This is a genomic window from Syntrophomonas wolfei subsp. methylbutyratica (genome assembly GCF_001570625.1).
Lineage (GTDB): Bacteria > Bacillota > Syntrophomonadia > Syntrophomonadales > Syntrophomonadaceae > Syntrophomonas > Syntrophomonas methylbutyratica.
In genome coordinates, this window is the sequence record NZ_BBQT01000023.1 from 20,581 (window position 1) to 41,463 (window position 20,883).

General features: G+C 43.9%; 21 protein-coding genes. All 21 read right to left on the reverse strand.

Going from position 1 to position 20,883, the window contains the following annotated elements:
• Positions 1 to 130: 130 nt before the first annotated feature.
• The 21 genes from AWB54_RS13335 to AWB54_RS13430 all read right to left on the reverse strand — a co-directional run bounded on the left by AWB54_RS13335 (position 131) and on the right by AWB54_RS13430 (position 20,672).
• Positions 131 to 1,969 carry a protein kinase domain-containing protein gene (locus tag AWB54_RS13335; protein WP_061215097.1) on the reverse strand — a complete coding sequence of 613 codons (1,839 nt, stop codon included), beginning with the start codon at positions 1,967 to 1,969 and terminating at the stop codon, positions 131 to 133.
• 16 nt (positions 1,970 to 1,985) lie between these two features.
• The gene (locus tag AWB54_RS13340; RefSeq protein WP_061215098.1) at positions 1,986 to 2,696 is read right to left on the reverse strand and encodes a Stp1/IreP family PP2C-type Ser/Thr phosphatase; all 711 of its coding nucleotides are present in this window, start codon (positions 2,694 to 2,696) and stop codon (positions 1,986 to 1,988) included.
• Positions 2,697 to 2,766: 70 nt separating this feature from the next.
• Entirely contained in the window at positions 2,767 to 3,840 is a 1,074-nt protein-coding gene (rlmN, locus tag AWB54_RS13345) for a 23S rRNA (adenine(2503)-C(2))-methyltransferase RlmN (protein ID WP_061215099.1), read from the reverse strand.
• Positions 3,841 to 5,220, reverse strand: coding sequence for a 16S rRNA (cytosine(967)-C(5))-methyltransferase RsmB (gene rsmB, locus AWB54_RS13350; protein ID WP_061215100.1), 1,380 nt, complete (start codon positions 5,218 to 5,220; stop codon positions 3,841 to 3,843). It lies immediately after the preceding gene.
• A gap of 91 nt (positions 5,221 to 5,311) precedes the next feature.
• Positions 5,312 to 5,989 carry a zinc metallopeptidase gene (locus AWB54_RS13355; RefSeq protein ID WP_061215101.1) on the reverse strand — a complete coding sequence of 226 codons (678 nt, stop codon included), beginning with the start codon at positions 5,987 to 5,989 and terminating at the stop codon, positions 5,312 to 5,314.
• A gap of 2 nt (positions 5,990 to 5,991) precedes the next feature.
• Positions 5,992 to 6,744, reverse strand: coding sequence for a DUF116 domain-containing protein (locus AWB54_RS13360; protein WP_061215102.1), 753 nt, complete (start codon positions 6,742 to 6,744; stop codon positions 5,992 to 5,994).
• Between the two features lie 4 nt (positions 6,745 to 6,748).
• Positions 6,749 to 7,693 carry a methionyl-tRNA formyltransferase gene (fmt, locus tag AWB54_RS13365; protein WP_061215103.1) on the reverse strand — a complete coding sequence of 315 codons (945 nt, stop codon included), beginning with the start codon at positions 7,691 to 7,693 and terminating at the stop codon, positions 6,749 to 6,751.
• Between the two features lie 27 nt (positions 7,694 to 7,720).
• Entirely contained in the window at positions 7,721 to 8,179 is a 459-nt protein-coding gene (def, locus tag AWB54_RS13370; RefSeq protein ID WP_061215104.1) for a peptide deformylase, read from the reverse strand.
• Between the two features lie 11 nt (positions 8,180 to 8,190).
• Positions 8,191 to 10,599, reverse strand: coding sequence for a replication restart helicase PriA (gene priA / locus AWB54_RS13375; protein WP_061215105.1), 2,409 nt, complete (start codon positions 10,597 to 10,599; stop codon positions 8,191 to 8,193).
• A 104-nt stretch (positions 10,600 to 10,703) separates the two neighbouring features.
• Positions 10,704 to 11,894: a methionine adenosyltransferase gene (gene metK, locus AWB54_RS13380; protein ID WP_235811191.1), complete on the reverse strand. Its 1,191-nt coding sequence runs from the start codon at positions 11,892 to 11,894 to the stop codon at positions 10,704 to 10,706.
• 27 nt (positions 11,895 to 11,921) lie between these two features.
• Positions 11,922 to 13,118, reverse strand: coding sequence for a bifunctional phosphopantothenoylcysteine decarboxylase/phosphopantothenate--cysteine ligase CoaBC (coaBC, locus tag AWB54_RS13385; RefSeq protein ID WP_061215107.1), 1,197 nt, complete (start codon positions 13,116 to 13,118; stop codon positions 11,922 to 11,924).
• 1 nt (position 13,119) lies between these two features.
• Positions 13,120 to 13,335 carry a DNA-directed RNA polymerase subunit omega gene (locus AWB54_RS13390; protein WP_061215108.1) on the reverse strand — a complete coding sequence of 72 codons (216 nt, stop codon included), beginning with the start codon at positions 13,333 to 13,335 and terminating at the stop codon, positions 13,120 to 13,122.
• A gap of 6 nt (positions 13,336 to 13,341) precedes the next feature.
• Positions 13,342 to 13,929: a guanylate kinase gene (gene gmk / locus AWB54_RS13395; protein ID WP_061215109.1), complete on the reverse strand. Its 588-nt coding sequence runs from the start codon at positions 13,927 to 13,929 to the stop codon at positions 13,342 to 13,344.
• Positions 13,930 to 13,952: 23 nt separating this feature from the next.
• Positions 13,953 to 14,213 carry an extracellular matrix/biofilm regulator RemA gene (remA, locus tag AWB54_RS13400; protein WP_061215110.1) on the reverse strand — a complete coding sequence of 87 codons (261 nt, stop codon included), beginning with the start codon at positions 14,211 to 14,213 and terminating at the stop codon, positions 13,953 to 13,955.
• A 32-nt stretch (positions 14,214 to 14,245) separates the two neighbouring features.
• A complete protein-coding gene (locus tag AWB54_RS13405; protein ID WP_061215111.1) occupies positions 14,246 to 15,124 on the reverse strand; it encodes a YicC/YloC family endoribonuclease in 879 nt (292 codons plus the stop codon).
• 47 nt (positions 15,125 to 15,171) lie between these two features.
• Positions 15,172 to 17,883: a calcium-translocating P-type ATPase, SERCA-type gene (locus tag AWB54_RS13410; protein ID WP_061215112.1), complete on the reverse strand. Its 2,712-nt coding sequence runs from the start codon at positions 17,881 to 17,883 to the stop codon at positions 15,172 to 15,174.
• Between the two features lie 191 nt (positions 17,884 to 18,074).
• Positions 18,075 to 18,587: a hypothetical protein gene (locus AWB54_RS16410; protein ID WP_235811192.1), complete on the reverse strand. Its 513-nt coding sequence runs from the start codon at positions 18,585 to 18,587 to the stop codon at positions 18,075 to 18,077.
• Positions 18,584 to 19,165: an alpha/beta fold hydrolase gene (locus tag AWB54_RS16415; protein WP_235811193.1), complete on the reverse strand. Its 582-nt coding sequence runs from the start codon at positions 19,163 to 19,165 to the stop codon at positions 18,584 to 18,586. The genes AWB54_RS16410 and AWB54_RS16415 overlap by 4 nt, the downstream gene beginning before the upstream one ends.
• 34 nt (positions 19,166 to 19,199) lie before the next feature.
• The gene (locus AWB54_RS13420) at positions 19,200 to 19,628 is read right to left on the reverse strand and encodes a MaoC family dehydratase (protein ID WP_011640654.1); all 429 of its coding nucleotides are present in this window, start codon (positions 19,626 to 19,628) and stop codon (positions 19,200 to 19,202) included.
• Positions 19,629 to 19,664: 36 nt separating this feature from the next.
• Positions 19,665 to 20,228 (reverse strand): hypothetical protein, encoded by a 564-nt coding sequence (locus tag AWB54_RS13425; protein WP_061215113.1) that lies wholly within the window; start codon positions 20,226 to 20,228, stop codon positions 19,665 to 19,667.
• Positions 20,229 to 20,324: 96 nt separating this feature from the next.
• Complete coding sequence (locus AWB54_RS13430; RefSeq protein WP_061215114.1) at positions 20,325 to 20,672, reverse strand: phasin family protein; 348 nt, start codon at positions 20,670 to 20,672, stop codon at positions 20,325 to 20,327.
• Positions 20,673 to 20,883: the final 211 nt, after the last annotated feature.

Consider the following 20,883-nt stretch of genomic DNA (forward strand, 5'->3'; position numbering starts at 1 on the left):
ATTTGCCTGAGTTTGGGGCATTCGGTCCTCTGATTTCCGCCTTCTGTCATCCGTCATCCGACGCCTGGCGACCGACAACTTTCCTTACTACCCCCTATGGTCCGACCGATGAAAGTGAACAGGGTCTGGGCTATAGCTTTATGGTTTTATAGAATTTTCCGTTTAAATGAATTTCCAGCTCTCCGCTTCCATAATATCTCACCGCTGCATATACCGTATCACCGGCCCGGTGCAATTCTTCATAAACCTGCCTTTTCCCCTGACTATCTTTAACGCTAATGAGCACTTTATAATAATCCTGCTCCAGGGGAAGAGAAAACTCAATATCTTTGACCTTGGGCTGCGGCCCAGGTCCCTGGCTGACAGTTAAAGCTATGCTGCTGTTCTCATCCACCAGAACGCCTGTTTCAATTTCCTGGCTGCAAACCTGATCAGAATAGTATTCACTGCTTGGTTGATATTTTACCTCACCAGGCAAGAGTTTGTTTTCCTGCAGTTTATTACTGGCTTCCTTGAGGCTCAGGCCCAGCAGTTTAGGCATAGCTACTTTTTCCGGGGTCTTTCCCTGGCTGACCATAAGATCAACCTTGCTGCCTTTTTTAATTCGACTCCCTGCTTCTGGATCCTGCGATATCACTACATCTGCTTCGTATTTATCATCATAAATCTTTTCTGTTCTCCCCAGTTCCAAGCCCTCATTCCTCAGCTTGATTTCAGCATCAATAAGCTTAAATCCTCTCAGAGAGGGTGTCTTCTGCAGTTCTGAGCCCTTGCTCATCTTAACTTTAATTTCCCGCCCCTCTTTAACCTTTTGTTCGGGGCTGGGATTTTGGAAAAAGATTATATTTTTATCGTATTCATCATTAAATTCTTGGATTACGCTCATGCTCAAGTTTACTTTACCTAGCTCACGCTCCGCCTCTTTAATATCCATTCCCACAATATTCGGAACCGCTACCTCATCCGGAAACAAGTGGCCGCCCATAGTACTAAAAAAGCCACCTAACAAACCTAAAACAGCAATAATTATTCCTACTAAAAACGGGGTGCGAATCTTTTTCTTTTTCAAGACACCATCCATCTCCTGTTTCTTCCAGGGAGGTAATACCAAGGTTTTCCCATTTCTATTAGATCTTTTGTAGCCAGCCAGGGAATTACCCTCCAGATCCAGCAGGGCATTGCGCATGGCTTCAGCACTGGTAAAACGCTCTGCGGGCAGTTTCTCCATGGCTTTCATTATTATGCCCTCCAGGGCCGGAGGAATTTCCAGGTTAATGCTTCTGGGGCTCGCCGGCTCGTCATACATATGTTTTAAAGCTACGGTAATGGGGCTATCGGCATCAAAAGGCAGCCGGGCAGTAAGCATCTCATATAGTACACAACCTAGAGAATATATATCACTGGCCGGACCGACTGCTTCACCCTTGGCCTGCTCAGGAGAAATATAATGTACTGAACCCACAATATTGCCGCCAAAGGTAATGGTTTTCTGGGAAATAGCCTGGGCTATCCCGAAATCAGCCACTTTAACGATTCCATCAGAGGTGATTAAGATATTATGCGGCTTAATATCGCGGTGAATAATACCTTTACTGTGGGCATGATGGATTCCGTCACATATCCCTATAGCGATATCAACCGCCATTTCCACCGCTAGCGGAGACTCTTCGTCGAGCAATTCTTTCAGGCTTTTACCTTCAACATACTCCATCACAATATAATATAGTTGGTCCTGCTGGCCTACATCAAAAACATTGACAATATTAGGGTGGGATAACTGGGCTGCAGATAAAGCCTCGGTATTGAATTTTTCCACAAAACTCTTATCATTCAAAAGCTCTTCTTTAAGAATCTTGACTGCTACTATACGATCCAGGGTACGGCAGCGGGCTCGATAAACTGAGGCCATTCCCCCTTCGCCGATTTTATCCATTAATTCATAACGATCACCTAAAACCGTGGTCTTCAATCAATTTACCTCCCGGTTAAATTCTGATCAATATAAGGGTGATATTATCAAATCCACCCCGCTCAAGGGCTTGCTGCAAGAGCATAGAAGCGGTTTTATTTAAATCATCTTCAAAACCGGCAACAATATTTAGTATTTCATTTTCTTCCAGCATGTCACTCAGACCGTCACTACACAGTAGTAAGAGATCACCTTCCGAGAGTTCTAGCTCATAATTATCCACCAGCACTTGCCTTTCTACCCCCAGTGCCCGGGTCAGAATGTGGTTATAGGAACTCAGGCGTTTTTCACTTGTCTTAATAATACCCTGGTCTACCATTTCTTGAGCCAGGGTATGGTCTCTGTTTATTCGGTTAATCTCCGCGGCGCGAAAGAGGTAGCAGCCGCTGTCCCCCACATGAGCAATCTCCAACTTAAGACCATTAATCAAGGCCGCAGTTACGGTAGTTCCCATTTCATGCCATTCTGGATTAATATTTCCTTGCTCCCAGATTATGTTATTGGCTTGCTGAATACTATGATTGAGAAGACTAATGTTCTTTTCTAACAAATCTTTTTCAAAGCAGTCATTAATGGTTTTAATGGCTAATTGAGATGCTACATCGCCGCCCCGGTGACCACCCATGCCATCACAAATGACATAGAGTCCCCAGGACTCATTTATCAAATAAGCATCTTCGTTTTTCCTCCGCTTCAAACCCAGATCTGATAATCCAACAACTTTCATAATTTACCTCTAATCTAATAGGTGACAAGGGCATGGTCTTCATAGTATGACTTAATAGCTATCTACTTTTTTACCTGCGGTAGTCGGAACGCAGTTGTCCACAAGCAGCATTTATATCGCTTCCTCTTTCTTCCCGGATACTGACATTTAAGCCACCATCCTGCAGCCACTGGTAGAACTGCCATATTTTCGCTGTTTCGGGCTTCTTGAAGGGTAACCCTTCGATTTCATTATAAGGAATCAAGTTAACATTTGCTAGTAAAGGTTTTAGTAATTTTATCATTTTGTGAGCATCATTCCGGCTCATATTTACTTCATCCAGCAAAAGATATTCAAAGGTTACCCGACGCCCGGTGATAGCGATATAATCCTCTACAGCGGGGAACAAAACTTCCAGAGGGTATTTGCGGTTTAGGGGAATTAATTGATCCCGTAAAGTGTTATCACAAGCATGCAGAGAAATGGCCAGGGTAAGCTGGATATTCTCCTGGGCCAGTTTTTTTATTCCGGCTGCCTCACCGGAGGTGGAAATAGTAATACGCCTCTGCCCCAGGTTAATTCCTCTGGGGTCATTAAGCATATGCACCGATCTTATAACCTCATCATAATTGAGCAGGGGTTCACCCATGCCCATATATACAATATTACTTATCAATTCAGCCTGGGATGACTTTAATCTCTTGTTCAATTCTTTCTTGGACCCCAGATACTGCCCTATTATTTCAAAGGCCTTCAGGTTTCTTTGAAAGCCGGACTGACCGGTAGCACAGAAATTACATGCTATAGGGCAGCCCACCTGGGTAGAAAGGCATAAGGTATAGCTAGACTTTCTGTCCCGGCTCTGGGGCAAAAGAACGCACTCAATCTTTTTCTTATCGTCCAGTTCCATAAGGAATTTGCGACTGCCATCTTTCCCCACGCGTTGTTTGAGTACCCGGGGTATGGAAACCCGCGCCTTTTCATCGAGTTTTTTTCTCAGGGAGCGAGGCAAGTCACTCATTTCATAAAAAGAACTGCATTCTTTCTGATATATCCATTTATATACCTGTCGCCCCCGAAAGCGAGGTTCCTCCAAGCAGAGCAAATATTCTTCCATTTGATTTAAGTCCAAACCTAAAAGCTGCTTCTTTTCTAATGAGTTCATTTACTTGAATTGCTTCCTCCTCAACAAAGCATAGAACATACCATCAGTTTCATATTTGCCTGGCATCAGGGTCAGCATGCCCCTGCTCGCACTGGCTTTATCTGGCTTATCCAGAGGGAAAAATGAAAGCTTTGACGAAAAACCCTCCAGGACAAAATGCTGATTCTGCTCTAAAAACCCTTCTATAATTTCTTCGTTTTCCGCCTGGTTAATGGTACAGGTGGCATATAGTAAATAACCCTGCTCTTCTACCATTGCAGCGGCATGACTAATAAACTGCGCTTGAAGCCGGGTGAGTTCGTTAATTTCCTCCTGATTCTTACGCCAGCGAGCATCCGCTCTTCTATTTAAAACTCCCCATCCGGAGCAGGGAGCATCCAACAGCAGATAACGGGCTTTCACCTCTTTGCTGTTAAGGGTTCTTATATCCTTTTCCAGGTCCTTTACGATACCCAGGCCCAAACGCTGGCAATTTTGCCGCAATAGTTCCAGCTTTTGCGCATAAAATTCGACCGCCAGTACTTCTCCCTGGTTATTCATGTATTCTGCCAGCTGAGTGGTCTTTCCTCCTACTCCACAACAGAGATCCAAGACTCGCTCCCCTGCCGGTGGATTTAAAATGGCTGCTGCCAGCATGGAAGCCTCATTTTGTATATAAAAATACCCTTTTTTGAAAGATGCGGTTTCGGCTATGGGTTGCGGGCTATCTTCCAGTACTATTCCCCAGGGAGTTAAGGGACTGAGCTGGGCTTTAACCCCTTCTTCCCCCAATTTATCTATAAGCTCCTCCCGACTGCACTTTAAGGGGTTACAGCGCAAAACCACCCGTGAACGACTGTTGTTATAGGCCAGAAGGGTTTCGCAGGCCTGCGTTCCAAATGTATCCAGCCAAAGCTTGACCAGCCATTCCGGATGGGAATAATATATGGAATAGAAGCTAACGGGCTCATCCGGGTACTTGATTTTGTCCAGCTTTCTGATTATGTTTCGTAATACTGCATTGCTAACCCCGGCCATTTTATCTCCCATCTTTTGACGGCTTATTTCCACGGCATCATTGACCAGGGCATAATCAGGCACCTTGGCCAGGAACATTAACTGGTAGAGGGCCGTCCGGAGGATGCTTAGCAAGCAGGGATTTTGTTTCTTAATGGGTGAGTGCAAAAATAATTCAAGCACCCAATCAAGGTGCTTAATCATACGAACCGTCCCGTTTACAATCTCGGTAAGCAGGTGCCGGTCTGCTGCCGATAAATCGGAGTTACGGAGAGCTTTAGCCAGGGCCAGGTTGGCAAAAGCCCCCCTTTCCATTACCTCATAAACTATTTCTGCGGCCATTATTCGGGCTTTATTAACCGCTTTGTCTTTCTTTGCTGCCAATTCTTTTCCTCACCTCGTAGGGCTATTTGTAGATATTTCATTTTTGTTTGCAGTCTAGACTCGCAGGCATGAAGGTAATTTAGGCGAAAACCTAATCATCCCCACCACCCATGAAAATCAATAGATAATAAAGCAGATTGGCTATAGCCGAAAGGGCTGCTGCCACATAAGTTAAGGCTGCTGCTCCCAGTACCTTTTTGACCATGGGTATTTCTTCATTACTTACTAAACCGGTTTCCGCCAGTTGAACCACGGCTCTTCGGGAAGCGTTAAACTCCACCGGCAGGGTTACCACATGAAACAGGACTACAGCTGAAAAAAGAATGATTCCTATAAAAATCAAATCACTTATCTGCAGAAATAATCCTAATAACAAGATGGGAAATGAGGCCGAGGAAGCAAAATTGGTAACCGGAACCATTTTGTGTCTTAGCTCCAATGGGCCATATTGCAGATTATGCTGTATGGCATGCCCTACTTCATGGGCCGCTACTCCAATAGCGGCAATAGAATTGCTGCCATAAACATCTTCGGATAATCTTACGGTTTTGGCGCTGGGATCATAATGGTCAGAGAGACTGCCTGCCACTGCTTCTACCGCCACCTGGCCGGCCATACCGTTTCTTCTAAGTATGGCAGTGGCCACATCGGCTCCGGTATAAGCCCGCGACGAACGGACTTGCGAGTACTTGCTAAAGGTTGATTTGACTTTAAACTGGGCATAAAACGATAAAATTAAAGCGGGAAGAATGAAAATCAGATAAACCATTTTTATCCTCCTTTGCACATGATATTAAGAGCATTTTCCACTCTTTCCAGTTCCACATCAGTATTAAAACAGGGGCCGTTAGGCCGGCAGTTGAGCACACCCATCACCGGTAAAAACCCCATATCGTGAATTCCTGACGAAAGATCCCTTTCACAGGCTACAGCTATAACTCCCCGGGGTTTATTCTCTTCAATGAACTTTCTGGCCAGGGTACCACCGGTAGCCACCTTTAGTATCGCCCCGTGCTCCTGGGCTAACTTTTTAAGCTCTCCTACTTTACACTTCCCGCATTCTTTGCAGTTATTGACATCCACCGTTATTTTGTGGGGACAATCGGAATTCTGCAAACAATGGGGAACCAACAACATTATTTGTTCCTCTTTTAATATGAGCTTTTTACAGCGAACCAGGTAATTGTTTACGGCAATAAAGGAACGCAAAATCTTTTCCTTTTCTATACCAATGAGCCGGCCAACAATAAGAGTAAGGGGGAAAAGCATTTCATTGGCCAACTGGGTTATATTTTCCAGGGAAGGAATGCTTCTTGACCGCAATATCATGAATACTATGGCTATTATACCGGTAGCCAGAATCAGAAAGAATAAAATTACCAGGGTCAGAATAATTAGCAAAAGAAACTGGCTTATTATAAACTCCCGTTTACTTATTAGATACCATAGCAAAAAAAGAGCGAATATGGCAAAAAAAAGACTTGCTGCCAGTAAGCCTATGTATATTCGTTTCTTGGCTTCCATCGCCCTAACCCTCCTTCGGTCCCAACAAAACCCCGGGCTCTAGTGGAAAACCTTTTAAAAATTCGGAAGTGGGCATTCTCTTTTTGCCTGCTTTTTGAATTTCCAATACTTCCAATATACCTTCGCCAGTTTGCACCTGGAAAGTATTTTTATCAACCTTAATAACTTCTGCAATCACCCCGCTTCCTGCTTCACTTCTCACCTTACTGGCAAATATTTTTACCTTTGTTCCATTAATGTAAGAATATGCCCCGGGTTGTGGATTCAGTGCTCTTATCCGGTTATGAATGGCGTAAGCTGGTTCAGACCAGTTAATTATCTCATCTTCTTTGCTGATACGGGCGGCGTAACTGGCCTGGCTATCGTCCTGAAGCACCCGTGGTAGTTTTTCCCCTTGCGCCAGGCGATCCACCACCTGCAACAGCAAATCAGCTCCCCTGTCAGCCAGGATTTTTTCCAGTTCTCCATGATTGAGGTTGTCATCTACAGTTATTGCTTCCTGTTGAATAATATCCCCGGTATCCAAACCCTCATCCATAAACATAATAGTAACCCCACTGCTCTTTATTCCATCCATCAAGGCCCTTTGCACTGGTGCCGCTCCCCGATAACGGGGTAAGAGAGAGGCATGTACATTTATACAACCATGACGAGGATACTCCAGAATAGGCAAGGGAATAATCTGACCGTAGGAAACTACTATAATTAATTCAGCTTTCCACTGCTTTATTCGTTCAATGGATTCAGGGCTTTTAATATTAGCTGTCTGCAACAATTCCAGCTTATATTGCTCGGCTATTTCCTTCACCGGAGTAGGAGTAACTTTACGGCCTCTCCCCCGTTGTTTATCCGGTTGGCTTACCACTCCGGCTATCTCATGTTCGGATGCAATTAAAGCTTTTAAAGAGGGTATGGCAAAATGGGAGGTACCCATGAAAACAATCCTCATAATAGTATCACCTGATTTCTAAGCATATTACGGTTTTTCTGTTCTGGTATCAATAGCTTTATCAATAAACAGGATACCTTCAAGATGGTCAATTTCATGTTGCAATACCTTGGCCAGCAAATCTACTGCTGCAAAATTAAGCTCCTGTCCGTTCCTATCCAGTCCTTTGACTTGAACCTTTTTAGCCCGGTTCACTCTTCCTACAATCCCGGGTACACTTAAACAGCCTTCCGAGCCCAGTTGATTGCCCTCTCTTTTTAAAATCTCCGGATTTATAAGTTCAAGTAAATTTTCTCCTATATCCACTACAATCATACGCTTGGCTATCCCTATCTGCGGCGCGGCAAGGCCTACTCCGTCAGCAGCATACATAGTATCACGCATGTTGTCCAATACCCTCAAGACCCCGGCATTTATCTCCTTTACCGGTAAGGCTTTACCCCGTAATATATCATTAGGTACGGTAAGAACCTGGTAAACCGACATTGCCATCCTCCTTACATAGCCATGACTGGATTCAAATCCCACTCTACTCGTACATTTTTAAATTCCTTATACTCTATTATATAACGTGCAATGCTCTTCAATAATAACATATTCTCGCATTTCAGGGTTAATTGCCAACGATATCGGTTGCGGATTTTTTGCAATGGGCAGGGGGCAGGTCCTAATATTTCAATATCATCCTCTTTGGCATCAATTATATCATTGATTTCCCGGCTCAAGCTTTCTGCCACCATCCTGGCCATATCCAGGCTTTGGGCGGAACAGACTATCCTTAAAAGCTGGGTAAAGGGGGGATAATTCAGTAGACGGCGTTGTTTGATTTCCTGATAAAAAAATGCCAGGTAGTCCTGCTTCTGAATCATTGAAAACAAGGGATTAGCAGGATTAAAAGTCTGAATTATCACTTCTCCGGGCAAATTGCTGCGACCAGAGCGGCCTGCTGCCTGCAACAAAAGTTGTATGCACCTTTCCGCAGCGCGAAAATCAGGCAAATTCAGCATACTATCAGCATCTACTATCCCTACCAGAGATACACTGGGAAAATTCAAGCCTTTAGCCACCATCTGAGTTCCAATTAAAATGTCAATTTCTTTTCTTTCCATTCTTTCCAGTATGCTTTCCTGGTATCCGGCCTTCCTGCTGCTATCCATATCCAGACGCTGAATGCGAGCAGTCGGAAAAAGCTGTTGGCATTCTTCTTCAACCCTTTGCGTTCCCAGGCCCAGGTGACCCATGTGGCGGCTTCCGCAAATGGGACAGCTGCCTGGCGGGCTAGCCTGGTAATTACAGTAGTGACACAGGTTTTTCCCTATATCCTGGTGGTAAGTCATGCCTACTGAACATGACGGACAGGATAAGATATTGCCGCAACTCCTGCATAGGCTTAAGGGTGAATAACCCCGGCGGTTTATAAATAGAATGCTTTGCTCCCCTCGCTGTATGGTAGTCGAAAGCTTCTCCAACAGTAAGGGTGATAGCACCCGGCTTTTGCGGGAGGAAGCCACTTTCTTCATATTCTCCACCTGTATTATGGGCATTTTAGCCTGAGCAATTCTCTGCTTTAAGGTGAGAAGTTTCATATCTCCCTTTACAGCGCGGTAAAGGGTATCCAGGGAGGGGGTAGCACTACCCATTACCAGTACAGCCCCGTCCAATTCCGCTCGCTTCCTGGCCACCTTAGCAACATGGTATTTGGGGGTTTCTTCTTGCTTATAGCTGCTTTCCTGTTCTTCATCAATAATAATGAGACCCAGTTGGTCCAGGGGGGCGAAAATAGCTGACCTGGTTCCTAAGACCAAATCAACCTCGCCCTGGCGAATTCTTCTCCATTCATCATGTCTTTCTCCATCGGGCATGGCACTATGCATGACGGCCATATTTTCGATACGAGAAGAAAAGTCCGCCAGTAAGTGCCGGGTCAGGGCTATCTCCGGAACCAGTACTATAGCTTTTCTTCCCTGCTCAATAACCTTTTCCACACTGCGAATATAAATTTCTGTCTTGCCGCTTCCGGTTACCCCAAAAAGGAGGAATTCTTCCCTGTCGGCTTTTATCAAGGATTTTTCTATGCTCCTAAAGGCGCTCTCCTGCTCCCGGTTTAGCCGCAGAATTCTGTCGCTCACAATAGCCTTCTTTTTTTGCCGTTCAATATAGCCCTTCTCCAGCAAGGATTTAATACTGCGAGCAGGGATTAATTGCTCCAGCAGAATACAATCGACTTCTTGCTCCTTTGCCACTATCTGTATGGCTTCCGCCTGCCGGGGGGCTGCTTTCTCCAGTGCAGGCAAATCCCGGGCTAAATCAAAATTTTTCAAGACATAAACATAGCCGCTTTTTTCTACTCGCTGGGAGGAATAATCACCAGAGAGATAAATTATATTCTCATCTACCAGGGCTTTAATCTCCTGGTTGCTTAAAAACTTCCTGGCTTCATAAAGGGTCAATTCTCCCCGCTGCAGCAATAAATCCAGGAAATCACTTTCCCTTTGGGCCATCAAGCGGGAACTCCATAGCTCTATTTCTCCCCGCTTTAATGCCGGAGTTATCTTTACGGCCTTTTTTTTGCGCAACAGGCGTGGGGTCATCAACTTCAAGACCAGGCTTAACGGGCAAAGATAAGTATCTGCCATCCACTCAGCCAGTATAAAAAGATTATGGTCAAAGAGCGGTTCCCGGTCAAGCACCTTCAGCACTGGTTTTATGGCAGCAATAGTATTGCCGGCAATTTCCCCCTCATCCAGGATTTTGCTGACGAAAGCTTCCACTTTTCTATTCCCCAGCTCAACCACTACTCTTTTCCCCACTGCTATTTCTTTCTTCAATGCTGGGGGAACCATATAGGTATAAGAGTGATCCAGGCTCATTGCCGGGAGGTTAATCAAGACTCTAACTCCGAGCAAATTAAGGCTCTCCTTTAAAGCTGTTCATATCAAATTAAGGCGGGATGGCCCGCCTTAAACCTTCTTCATTGTTTATGAGATATCTTTTAAGGATGATGTTGCTCTTACAAACCGGCCTGCTCCCTTAGAGTATCCGCCTTGTCGGTTCTCTCCCAGGTGAAATCAGCATCTTCCCGGCCAAAATGGCCATAAGCAGCCGTCTTCCGGTATATGGGTCTTCTTAAATCCAGGTCCCTGATTATGGCAGCGGGGCGCAAATCAAAATTCTTCTTTATCAGCTCAATTATTTTATCATCAGGTATCTTGCCTGTTCCATAGGTATTGACATTTATGGATAGGGGGTTGGCCACCCCAATAGCATAGGCAACTTGGATTTCACAACGATCTGCCAGCCCGGCGGCAACTATGTTTTTGGCTATATACCTTAACATGTATGAAGCAGAACGGTCAACTTTGGTCGGGTCCTTTCCGGAAAAAGCTCCACCACCATGCCGGGCCATGCCGCCATATGTATCTACTATTATCTTTCTTCCGGTTAAGCCGCTATCACCCTGGGGACCTCCAATAACAAAACGCCCGGTAGGATTGACATAAAATATTGTATTGTCATCTATCATTTCGGGCGGTATAACCGCCTTAATAACATGTTCGATTATATCTTTTTCAATGGTAGCACTGGATACTTGGGGATGGTGTTGTGCCGAGACCACTACGGTAGCAACTCTTTGCGGTTTATCGTCTTCGTATTCCACCGTAACCTGGGTTTTTCCGTCTGGTCTTAAATAGGGAAGAATCCCTTCTTTGCGCACTTCAGTCAGGCGTTCGGCCATTTTGCTGGCCAGGTAGATAGGCATGGGCATAAGAACGGCGGTTTCATTACTCGCATAGCCGAACATCATACCCTGATCTCCAGCCCCGATAGCATCGAGTTCTTTATTGTTCATTTCCCCTTTTTTAGCTTCGAAAGCTTGATCGACGCCCAGGGCGATATCGCCGGACTGCTCATCAAGGGAAGTTAGAACGGCACAGGTCTCCGCATCAAAACCATATTTAGCCCGGGTATAGCCGATGTCCTTGATAGCGCTGCGGACCAAACGCGGAATATCTACATAACAATTGGTCGTAATCTCACCAGCCACCAACACCAGACCGGTTGTTACCATGGTCTCAGCCGCAACCCGCCCATATGGATCAAGCTCCATAATAGCATCTAATATTGCATCGGAAATCTGATCGGCCACTTTATCCGGATGCCCTTCGGTAACCGACTCAGAAGTAAATAGTGTTTTTGCCAAATTAATCATCTCCTTAAGTCCTGTATTCTAAAGTAATTTAAGCACTTCATCCAGTATGGCCCCAGCCACTTCCTCTTTACTCATTTTGGGCAGCGGAGAAACCTGACCATCTTTATTTATGATAGTTACTATATTGGTATCTGTAGCAAAGCCAGCTCCCTCCATGGTGACATCATTAGCCACAATAAAATCCAGCTTCTTGCTCTCCAATTTCTTGCGAGCATTTTCCAGCACATTTTCTGTTTCCGCCGCGAATCCTACCACAATTTGATGTTCCGGTTTATTCTTGCCTAGTTCCTTCAAGATATCCGGGGTTCCTACCAGTTCCAACACCAGTCTTTGGGAGCGCTGTTCTGTTTTCTTGAGTTTTTGGCCGGCCACTTGAGCAATTCTAAAGTCACCTACCGCTGCAGCGCCGATAATTATATCACATGATGCCTGGTATTTAAGCATCGCTGCACACATCTCCTCCGCTCCCCAGACTGAAACCATCTCAACTCCAGCCGGGGGTTCCAGATGGGTCCTTCCGCTTACGAGAACAACTTCAGCTCCCCGGGATACTGCTTCCTGGGCTATACAATACCCCATTTTCCCAGTGCCCCTGTTGGAAATAAATCTGACCGGGTCTATATCCTCACAGGTTGTACCGGCATTAACCATCAAACGTTTCCCCAACAAATCTTTTTGGGGAAACAAGATTTGCTTGATTTCAGCAAGTATATCCTGAGCTGAGGGGAGCCTTCCCGGGCCGCTGGTGCCACAGGCTAATTGTCCGGTCCCCGGTTGCATCACAGTTAAGCCATAGCTTTGCAATTTTTTAAGATTATCCTGCACCACCGGGTTGATAAACATATTGCTGTTCATGGCAGGAACTACCAATACAGGAGCAGTGTTGGCCAAAACGACAGTTGAAAGCAGATCATCGGCCAGACCATGCGCCATTTTGGCTATAAAGTTGGCTGTTGCCGGAGCAATCACCAGTAAATCCAATTCCTCCGCTACTCCAATATGCTGGACTTTCCATTCCCGGCTATCCTGCCACAGGCTGGTGATTACTTCACGCCCCGACAGGGTCTTAAAAGTTAAGGGGGTTACAAACTTGGTGGCTGCTTCGGTCATCATCACGATAACATCGATATTTTCTTTCTTAAGCAGGCTTACCAGTTCCGCCAGCTTATACACCGCAATACCACCAGTAATCCCAAGCCCAACTGTCTTTGCCATTCTACACCTCCCGAGAACCATCTTCTTTTGATGGCTCAATTAATACTTTACCGCTCACGACCTCATCCAAAGCACGGGTTACCATGGTTGAAAGCCGGTAGTTTTCATCCTCTTTATACTTTTCGGAAAGGGTTCTGGCCCTTTTAGCAACCGCAACTACCACTGCATATTTACTATCAGCTATGTTGAGTAATTCTCTGGTGGAAGACGGAATCACCCATTATCACCTCATATTCAAATTTTTTATTTTACATCTCTCAGCAATAATAATCGCAGTAATCTTTTGGAGAGCACGATCAATTTTGTCATTAACCACAAGATAATCATAATAATCGATATGCTTTAATTCGTTCTCGCAGGCAGCCAGACGCGCTTCTATGCTATCCTTAGAATCTTGTCCCCGGGATACCAGACGAAAAGCTAGTTCTTTCAGGTTGGGCGGGTAGATAAATATAAAAACTCCTGAGGGCATCTTTTCCTTAACCTGGAGAGCTCCTTGAATATCAATCTCCAGGAGAACATCTCGGCCTTGCTGCAGATGATTTAATACAAATTCCCGTGGAGTTCCATATAGATTGGAATATACCTGAGCCCACTCCAGAAAGGCATCCTCTTCTATCATTTCCCGGAATCTGACCTGATCCACAAAAAAATAATGCTGGCCATGAACTTCTCCGGGCCTCGCTGCGCGAGTAGTGGCCGATATGGATAGATTCAGGTCCCTGGTTTGGTTCAGTAAAGCTTTTTTAAGAGTTCCCTTTCCCACCCCTGAAGGACCTGATATTACAAATAAAATGCCTTTTCTATTCATAACAATTTACACATCCAGCAAGCTTAAGACTCTTCATTCACATCCTTGGAGGTAAGGCGATTGGCGACAGTTTCCGGTTGAACTGCAGATAATATTACATGTGCACTGTCCGCTATAATAACTGCTCTGGTTCTGCGTCCATAGGTGGCATCAATCAGAATGCCTTTTTCTCTTGCTTCCTGGATAATTCTTTTTATTGGGGCTGATTCAGGGCTTACTATAGCTACTATCCTATTAGCAGCCACAATATTGCCAAAGCCTATGTTTACCAATTTAATGTCCATAACTATCCCGGATAAACCGGATACACCTCCCGTTATTCAATATTTTGCATCTGTTCTCTTATTTTTTCTAGTTCGGCTTTAACTTCGACTACCATCTGGCTCATTTCCAGGTCATTAGCTTTGGAAGCAATGGTATTTATTTCCCGGAACATCTCCTGAACCAAAAAATCTGCTTTTCTACCGATGGGATCGTCACTTTTCAAGAGATCGGAAAGATAGCCGGTATGGCTTTTGAGTCTGACAATTTCCTCAGTAATACTGGATTTATCAGCAAATATGGCGGCTTCTTGTAAAATCCTGTTTTCATCAATCATTTGCTGGGAGACAATTTCACTTATGCGCCTTCTAAGCCTCTCCATATTTTCTTCGGCAATGGCCGGAGACCTGCTTTCTAGCTTTTCCACCAGGGAAAGAATAAACTGGTTTCTTTTCATAATATCATGGGCCAGGTTTTGTCCTTCATTAATACGCATAAGCAGTAGTCCTTCCATAGCTGCTGTTATGGCTTCTTTTAGGACTGCCCATAGGTTTTCCCAATTCTCTTCTTTCTCTTCCAAAGAAAATACTTCAGGTAAGCGGAAAATGTCAATAACTCTAATTTCTTGCGAAATATTTAGTTTTTCTGCTAATTCCTTCAAATAGTAATAATAAGCTATCGCCAAATCTTTGTCAAGCTTGATATCACGCAGTGATTCATCAATTTTCTCGATATTTATGTTTACTTCCAGTCGTCCCCGGTTAACAAATTTTTTAAGCTCCTCCCGAACACGATCTTCCAACAAAGTATAGCGCCGGGGGATTCTTATATGCGGGTCAAGAAAACGATGATTTACCGATTTAATCTCCAGGCTAACCTTGTAGCCCTCTTTACTAACCTGGCTATGTCCAAAACCTGTCATACTTTTTATCATTTTGAATTCACCTTTCCCAGGGCCACAAAAGCCGCAAATATATTCTACTAAGCATTAATTTTAGCATAATCCCATTTGAAAGCAAAAACTCTTTTCCATATATAAAGAATTAATTTGCCGATGAATTTCCACCCCGTTAAGATAAGAATTAAAGCCCATTGCCAGCAATTAAGACCCACCGAATGAAAGATTCCCTGCATACAGGGCAGATAAAGCACCATCAAATGCATGCATATGGAACAAAAAACAGCAATAAGCAAAAATTTGTTGCGGAAGAATCCCAGTTCAAAGACAGTATATTTCTCTGAGCGGCATTCAAAAACATAAAACAGCTGTGCTGCCACCAGGGTGGTAAAAGCCATGCTGCGGGAAAGTGGCAGGGGCTCTATTCCATTAAGACGAGCATATAGGATAGCGATTGTAAAAACCAGGAGAGTAACCATACTAATATAAAAACCGCGGGAAAGAACCATCCACCCCAAACGGCGGGCAAATATCCCCTCATTTGAAGGGCGGGGCTTACGATTCATTATCCCTGGTTCGGGTGGTTCAAGCCCTAAAGCCATAGCGGGCAAGCCGTCAGTTACTAGATTCACCCAGAGGATTTGTATAGGAATCAAGGGCAAAGGCATACCCAATAGTGAGGCCAAAAACATAACCAGTACCTCACCAATATTACAACCCAAAAGATAACGAATGAATTTCCTGATGTTGTCATAAATGGCCCGGCCTTCATAAATTGCGGCCACTATAGTAGAAAAATCATCGTCGGCCAAAGTCATCGATGATGCTTCCCGGCTAACCTCTGTTCCGCTCATCCCCATAGCAATCCCTATATCGGCAGATTTCAAAGCAGGTGCATCATTTACCCCATCACCGGTCATAGCTACAACTTCTTTATTTTTCTTTAATACTTCTACGATACGATTTTTGTGTTCTGGAGCAACCCGGGCAAAAACCCTGGTTGTTAGCGATTTTCGGTATAAATTCTGGTCAGTCAATTGTTCTAAATCACTTCCGGTAAGAACCTCATTGCCCTTGCTAATACCTATCTTTTGGGCAATAGCCAGGGCAGTAACCGGGTGATCCCCGGTAATCATTATCGGTGTTATTCCGGCATTTAAACAGGCTGCGACTGATTTTTCCACCCCACTGCGAGGCGGGTCACTCATTCCGCAGATTCCCAATAAAGTCAAGCCGGACTCCAAAGCATCTTCCGGCAAATTTATATCGGCAGGTTTTATTTTTTTGGCCGCAAAACCTAGAATCCTTAAGGCTTCCCCCGCCCATTGTTCCTGCAAGAAATAAAAGTACTCTTTCTGTTCTTCCCGTAGAGGTTGAGTTTGATCTTTATTGATTAGCTGATTACAGAAGGGTATTAGAACTTCCAAGGCACCTTTGCAAAAAACCAGGTATTCTCCATCTGCTTCCACTACTATACTCATCTTTTTTCTAGCGGAATCAAAAGGAATTTCTCTTCGACGCTTATATAACCTGGTCATAGCTGCTTTTTGCGCCATAACCAGCAAAGACGCTTCGGTAGGATCACCTTGAATCGAATAACTGCCTTTATGCTTTTCCAGGGTGGCATTATTGCAGTTTAAAGCCACCTCCATTATAAGGCGAGTGTTTATGTCAGAAAGGGGATTAATTACCATACCTTCTTGCCGGAAGCTTCCACGAGGTTCATAGCCATTTCCCGTTATCTCCATCGTTTTATCGATAGTAGCCAATCTTCCCACTGTCATTTGATTCTGGGTCAAAGTACCGGTCTTATCGGAGCAAATCACCGTGGTACACCCCAGGGTCTCAACTGCTGGCAATTTCCTAATAATAGCATTCCTCCGGGCCATTTTTTGTACTCCCAAAGCCAATACCACCGTCACAATTGCCGGAAGGCCTTCGGGAATAGCAGCAACGGCCAGACTTATTCCCGCCATAAGCATAACCATAATATTTTCACCGCGATAGATGCCCAGAAGACTAACTAAAGTACAAACCACCAGGCAAATGACAATGAGGATTTTTCCCAACTGGTCCAGCCTCACCTGCAATGGCGTTAATGGTCTTTCCGTTTCTTTCATCATTTTTGCTATTTGACCTACTTCTGTATTCATACCGGTTGTGACTATCACTGCCCGTGCCCGGCCTCGAGTTATAACAGTTCCCATAAAAGCCATATTATTTCTTTCGGCCAGGGGTGTGCGATCCGGGATAGTGATAAGGGCATTCTTCTTAACCGGCAGGGACTCTCCGGTTAGAATCGCTTCATCTATTTCCAGGCTGAAACTTTCCAAGAGACGAAGGTCAGCCGGTACTTTATCTCCCGTTTCTAAAAAAACAATATCACCCGGTACCAGTTCAGAAGCCGGCAGCTTGACTCGCCTTCCTTCCCGCAAAACCATAGCATGTGGCGAAGCCAGTTTTTTTATTTCCTCCAGGGACCTTTCTGCCCGGTATTCCTGGATAAAACCCAGAGATGCATTTAATACCACTATAGCCATGATGGTAATGGCATCAGCCATGGCTCCAATAAGCCCTGATATAACTGTAGCCCCTAACAGAACCAATACCATGGTATCGGTAAATTGATTTATAAATAGAATCAAGGGACTTGGCTTTTTATCTTCTTCCAGGGAATTGGAATATATACTTTGCCGTTTTCTTACCTCAGCAAGATTTAATCCCTCTTCCTGCTTGGTATTAAGGGAGAGCAAAATTTCATCCAGGCCTGTACTGTGCCAGGTATTATTTGACATAATATAGCCTCCATTGAATCATTTTGACAAATTCTTATTCAATAAAGGTATATAAAAGAACAAAGGACAGACCCTAAAGCCTATCCTCTATATTCAAAATATTTCTTATTAACCGCCCATGCCCCGAGGACACAACCACCGATGAAAGTGAAGTCGCTTAATAAGTTAACAACTTAAGTGCCTGGCACCACTTAAGAGCGCTGGGCCAGCCATTCCGCAATGGTAGGATATACCTCATTCCTGGCCCGGCTTCCAAATACCAGTCCCCCATGACCCACTGGGTACTGTAAATTAGTCTTGTCCCGGGAAGAGCTAAGCTCAAGTATGGGAGTGCACTGCTGCGGCAATACGATATGATCGGTTTTACCGGTAAGAACCAGCAAAGCAGCATCTATATTGGATAGAACCACTTTGCGACCGTTAATTATGAATTCGTCTTTCACCAGGGCATTTTCCTGATAAAGATATTTAACCCACTCCCGATAAGCTTTACCAGGGAAATTAATATTATCATCCACCCATTTATTTAAAGCCTTCCAGGCTTCGATGGAAACACCTTCGTCTATTGCTTTCCAAAGACGAGTATAAGTGGCCACAAAGTTATTAACGGGATTTAACATCTTAAGCCCCAGGTCAACAAATTCCTTGGGAATAAGGGAAAATGTATCAGTAACCTTGTCCACATCAAAAACGGATGCTTTCAACCATATACTGGATAAGCCGGCATCTCCAAAATCAATGGGGCCGCTACATAAATCATGTTCTTAATCCGCGGCTGGGAATACAATGATGCATACATCGTAGCCATAGTGCCACCCATGCAATAACCCAGAATGCTTAACTCGTTTACATTAGAATACTGGCAAACCTTATATACGGCCCGGGATATATAGTCAGCAATTATCTGGCTGAAGCTTAAATCCCGGTCTTCCCAATCAAATTCACCCCAGTCCAAGAGATAAACATCAAAACCCCGGTCAACCAGGTATTCAACCAGACTCATACCTGGTCTTAAGTCAAGTATATAAGCCTTATTAATGAGAGCATAGAGCATTAATATAGGAGTTCGATGTTTGTATCCCTTATGGTTGACATATCGATAAAGACGGCTCTTATTCTTTCGCCATACAATATCCTTGGGGGTCAGGCCGGTCTCAAGAAGAGGGTCAAAATGCAGTATATCTATCCATTTTCGAGTGGTCTCCAGTAAACGGTCATAGCTCTGTTGTATTTCCATGCCAACATCTGCCGCGGATTCACTGTGTAAAAAAGGTTTTTTCATTCTTCCTCTTCTCCTTCACTGAATTCGCTGCCGCTTATTTTATTATGTGGTCTCGGGGTGGTATGGCCACAGCGACTCCATCTAAAATCAATTCACCGAACTGGTTAAAACATGAGGTTCTTAGCTTAACCCTTCCCCGGGGCAGTTTTTCTATTACTTCGGTCTGAGCCCTGATAGTATCATTAATGAAACAAGGTTTTAGAAAGCGGATATCCTGAGTTTCATAAATGGTTCCGGCTCCTGGCATGCGATTGCCAATCACGTTGGATATCAAACCTACCAAGAGCATACCATGAACAACCCGTTTTTTGAAATGTCCTTGCCGCGAGCGCACCTCATTTACGTGCAGCCAACTGAAATCGCCCGTAATGCCAGCATACTGGTAAACATCGGTTTCAGTGATGGTTTTCTCTACATAGTCCATATCTCCGATGTTTAATTCATCATATATATGTTCAATCATCCGGCAAGCCCCTCCCCCTTATCAAGGTTATGCTATTTAACTCCCTTTAATATTATCTGGTAAAGTGGTTTTTTCTACGGCTTTTTTTCTGCCTCTCTTTTTGCTTTTGGGGGCTTCTGCCACCGGTTCAATTTGCTCGTTCGGCTGGTTTTTGTGAGCCGGTTTAAGACTCTCAATATTACGGTTTATCTCTTGCAATTCAGTCTTTATTAAAGACAATTCCTGTTTGAAATGATTCTGAAAATCTACCATTTTAATAACACTATCTGTCATCTTATTAAAATTATCAAAGAACTGGAATTCCATCATATCTATTTTTTCTTCCAGCGAAATAACCAATTCGGCCACCCGGGCAATATCTTTTTTGCTGGGAACAACCCCTTTTTCTGAAAACTTGTCCATCTGCTGGCGACTGATTTTAGACATAGCCAGATACTGTTCCAGAGTCTTGTCCAACATGGCGACAAATGTTTCCGTGCTAATAAAACTCTTCATAGTTTTGGCCCAATCGCCTTCAGTAGTGAAATACATTTCTTTCCACAATTCAGCCATATCCGGGATTTGAATATCATTTTTTGCTTTATCACTTTCCTGGGACATATAACTGCTCTGCTCCTTTCACCTGGATTCTTGGCTAAGATATAATGCGGTTATGGCATAAATACCATAACCGCTATTTATCAAATAATTATGTTATTAAAGGTTTTCAACCTTTTTGGAAAGGTCTTCAACCTTTTTATTCAACTCCTCAAAATAAGTAAAACTTGGGAAATCAACATTCTCCATGGTAGCGTTTACGGCTTCTTGCATCATCTTTTGCAGCTGTTGATTATTCTTTTTAGCCTGATTCATCAATTCCTCAACTAATTTGGTAGTTTCTTCTCTGGCTACTTTTCTTTGATCCAGATACTTTCTTATCATATTTTCAATTTGTTCTTGAGTCCAGGACATACTCCCCAAAGTTACCAACCACATATCCCAAAGTTTTTCGGCAGAACTCTCACTAATAACAAATGCTTTCTTCAAGCTTTCTTTAGTTGCCATTTATAACTTCCTCCTCTCAAATAACTTCAATTAAAAGAATCTTTTTAAAGACAATTTAGTTCTTACCACCTCCTTAACCGGCACCAAATAAAGGCCCTAACAATTAAGGTATGCAAAATGGGTAAGATGTCCTCTGTTTCCTAAATTTAATTCTAACATAAAAAAGAATCTTTTTAAAGACAATTTAGTTCTTACCACCTCCTTAACCGGC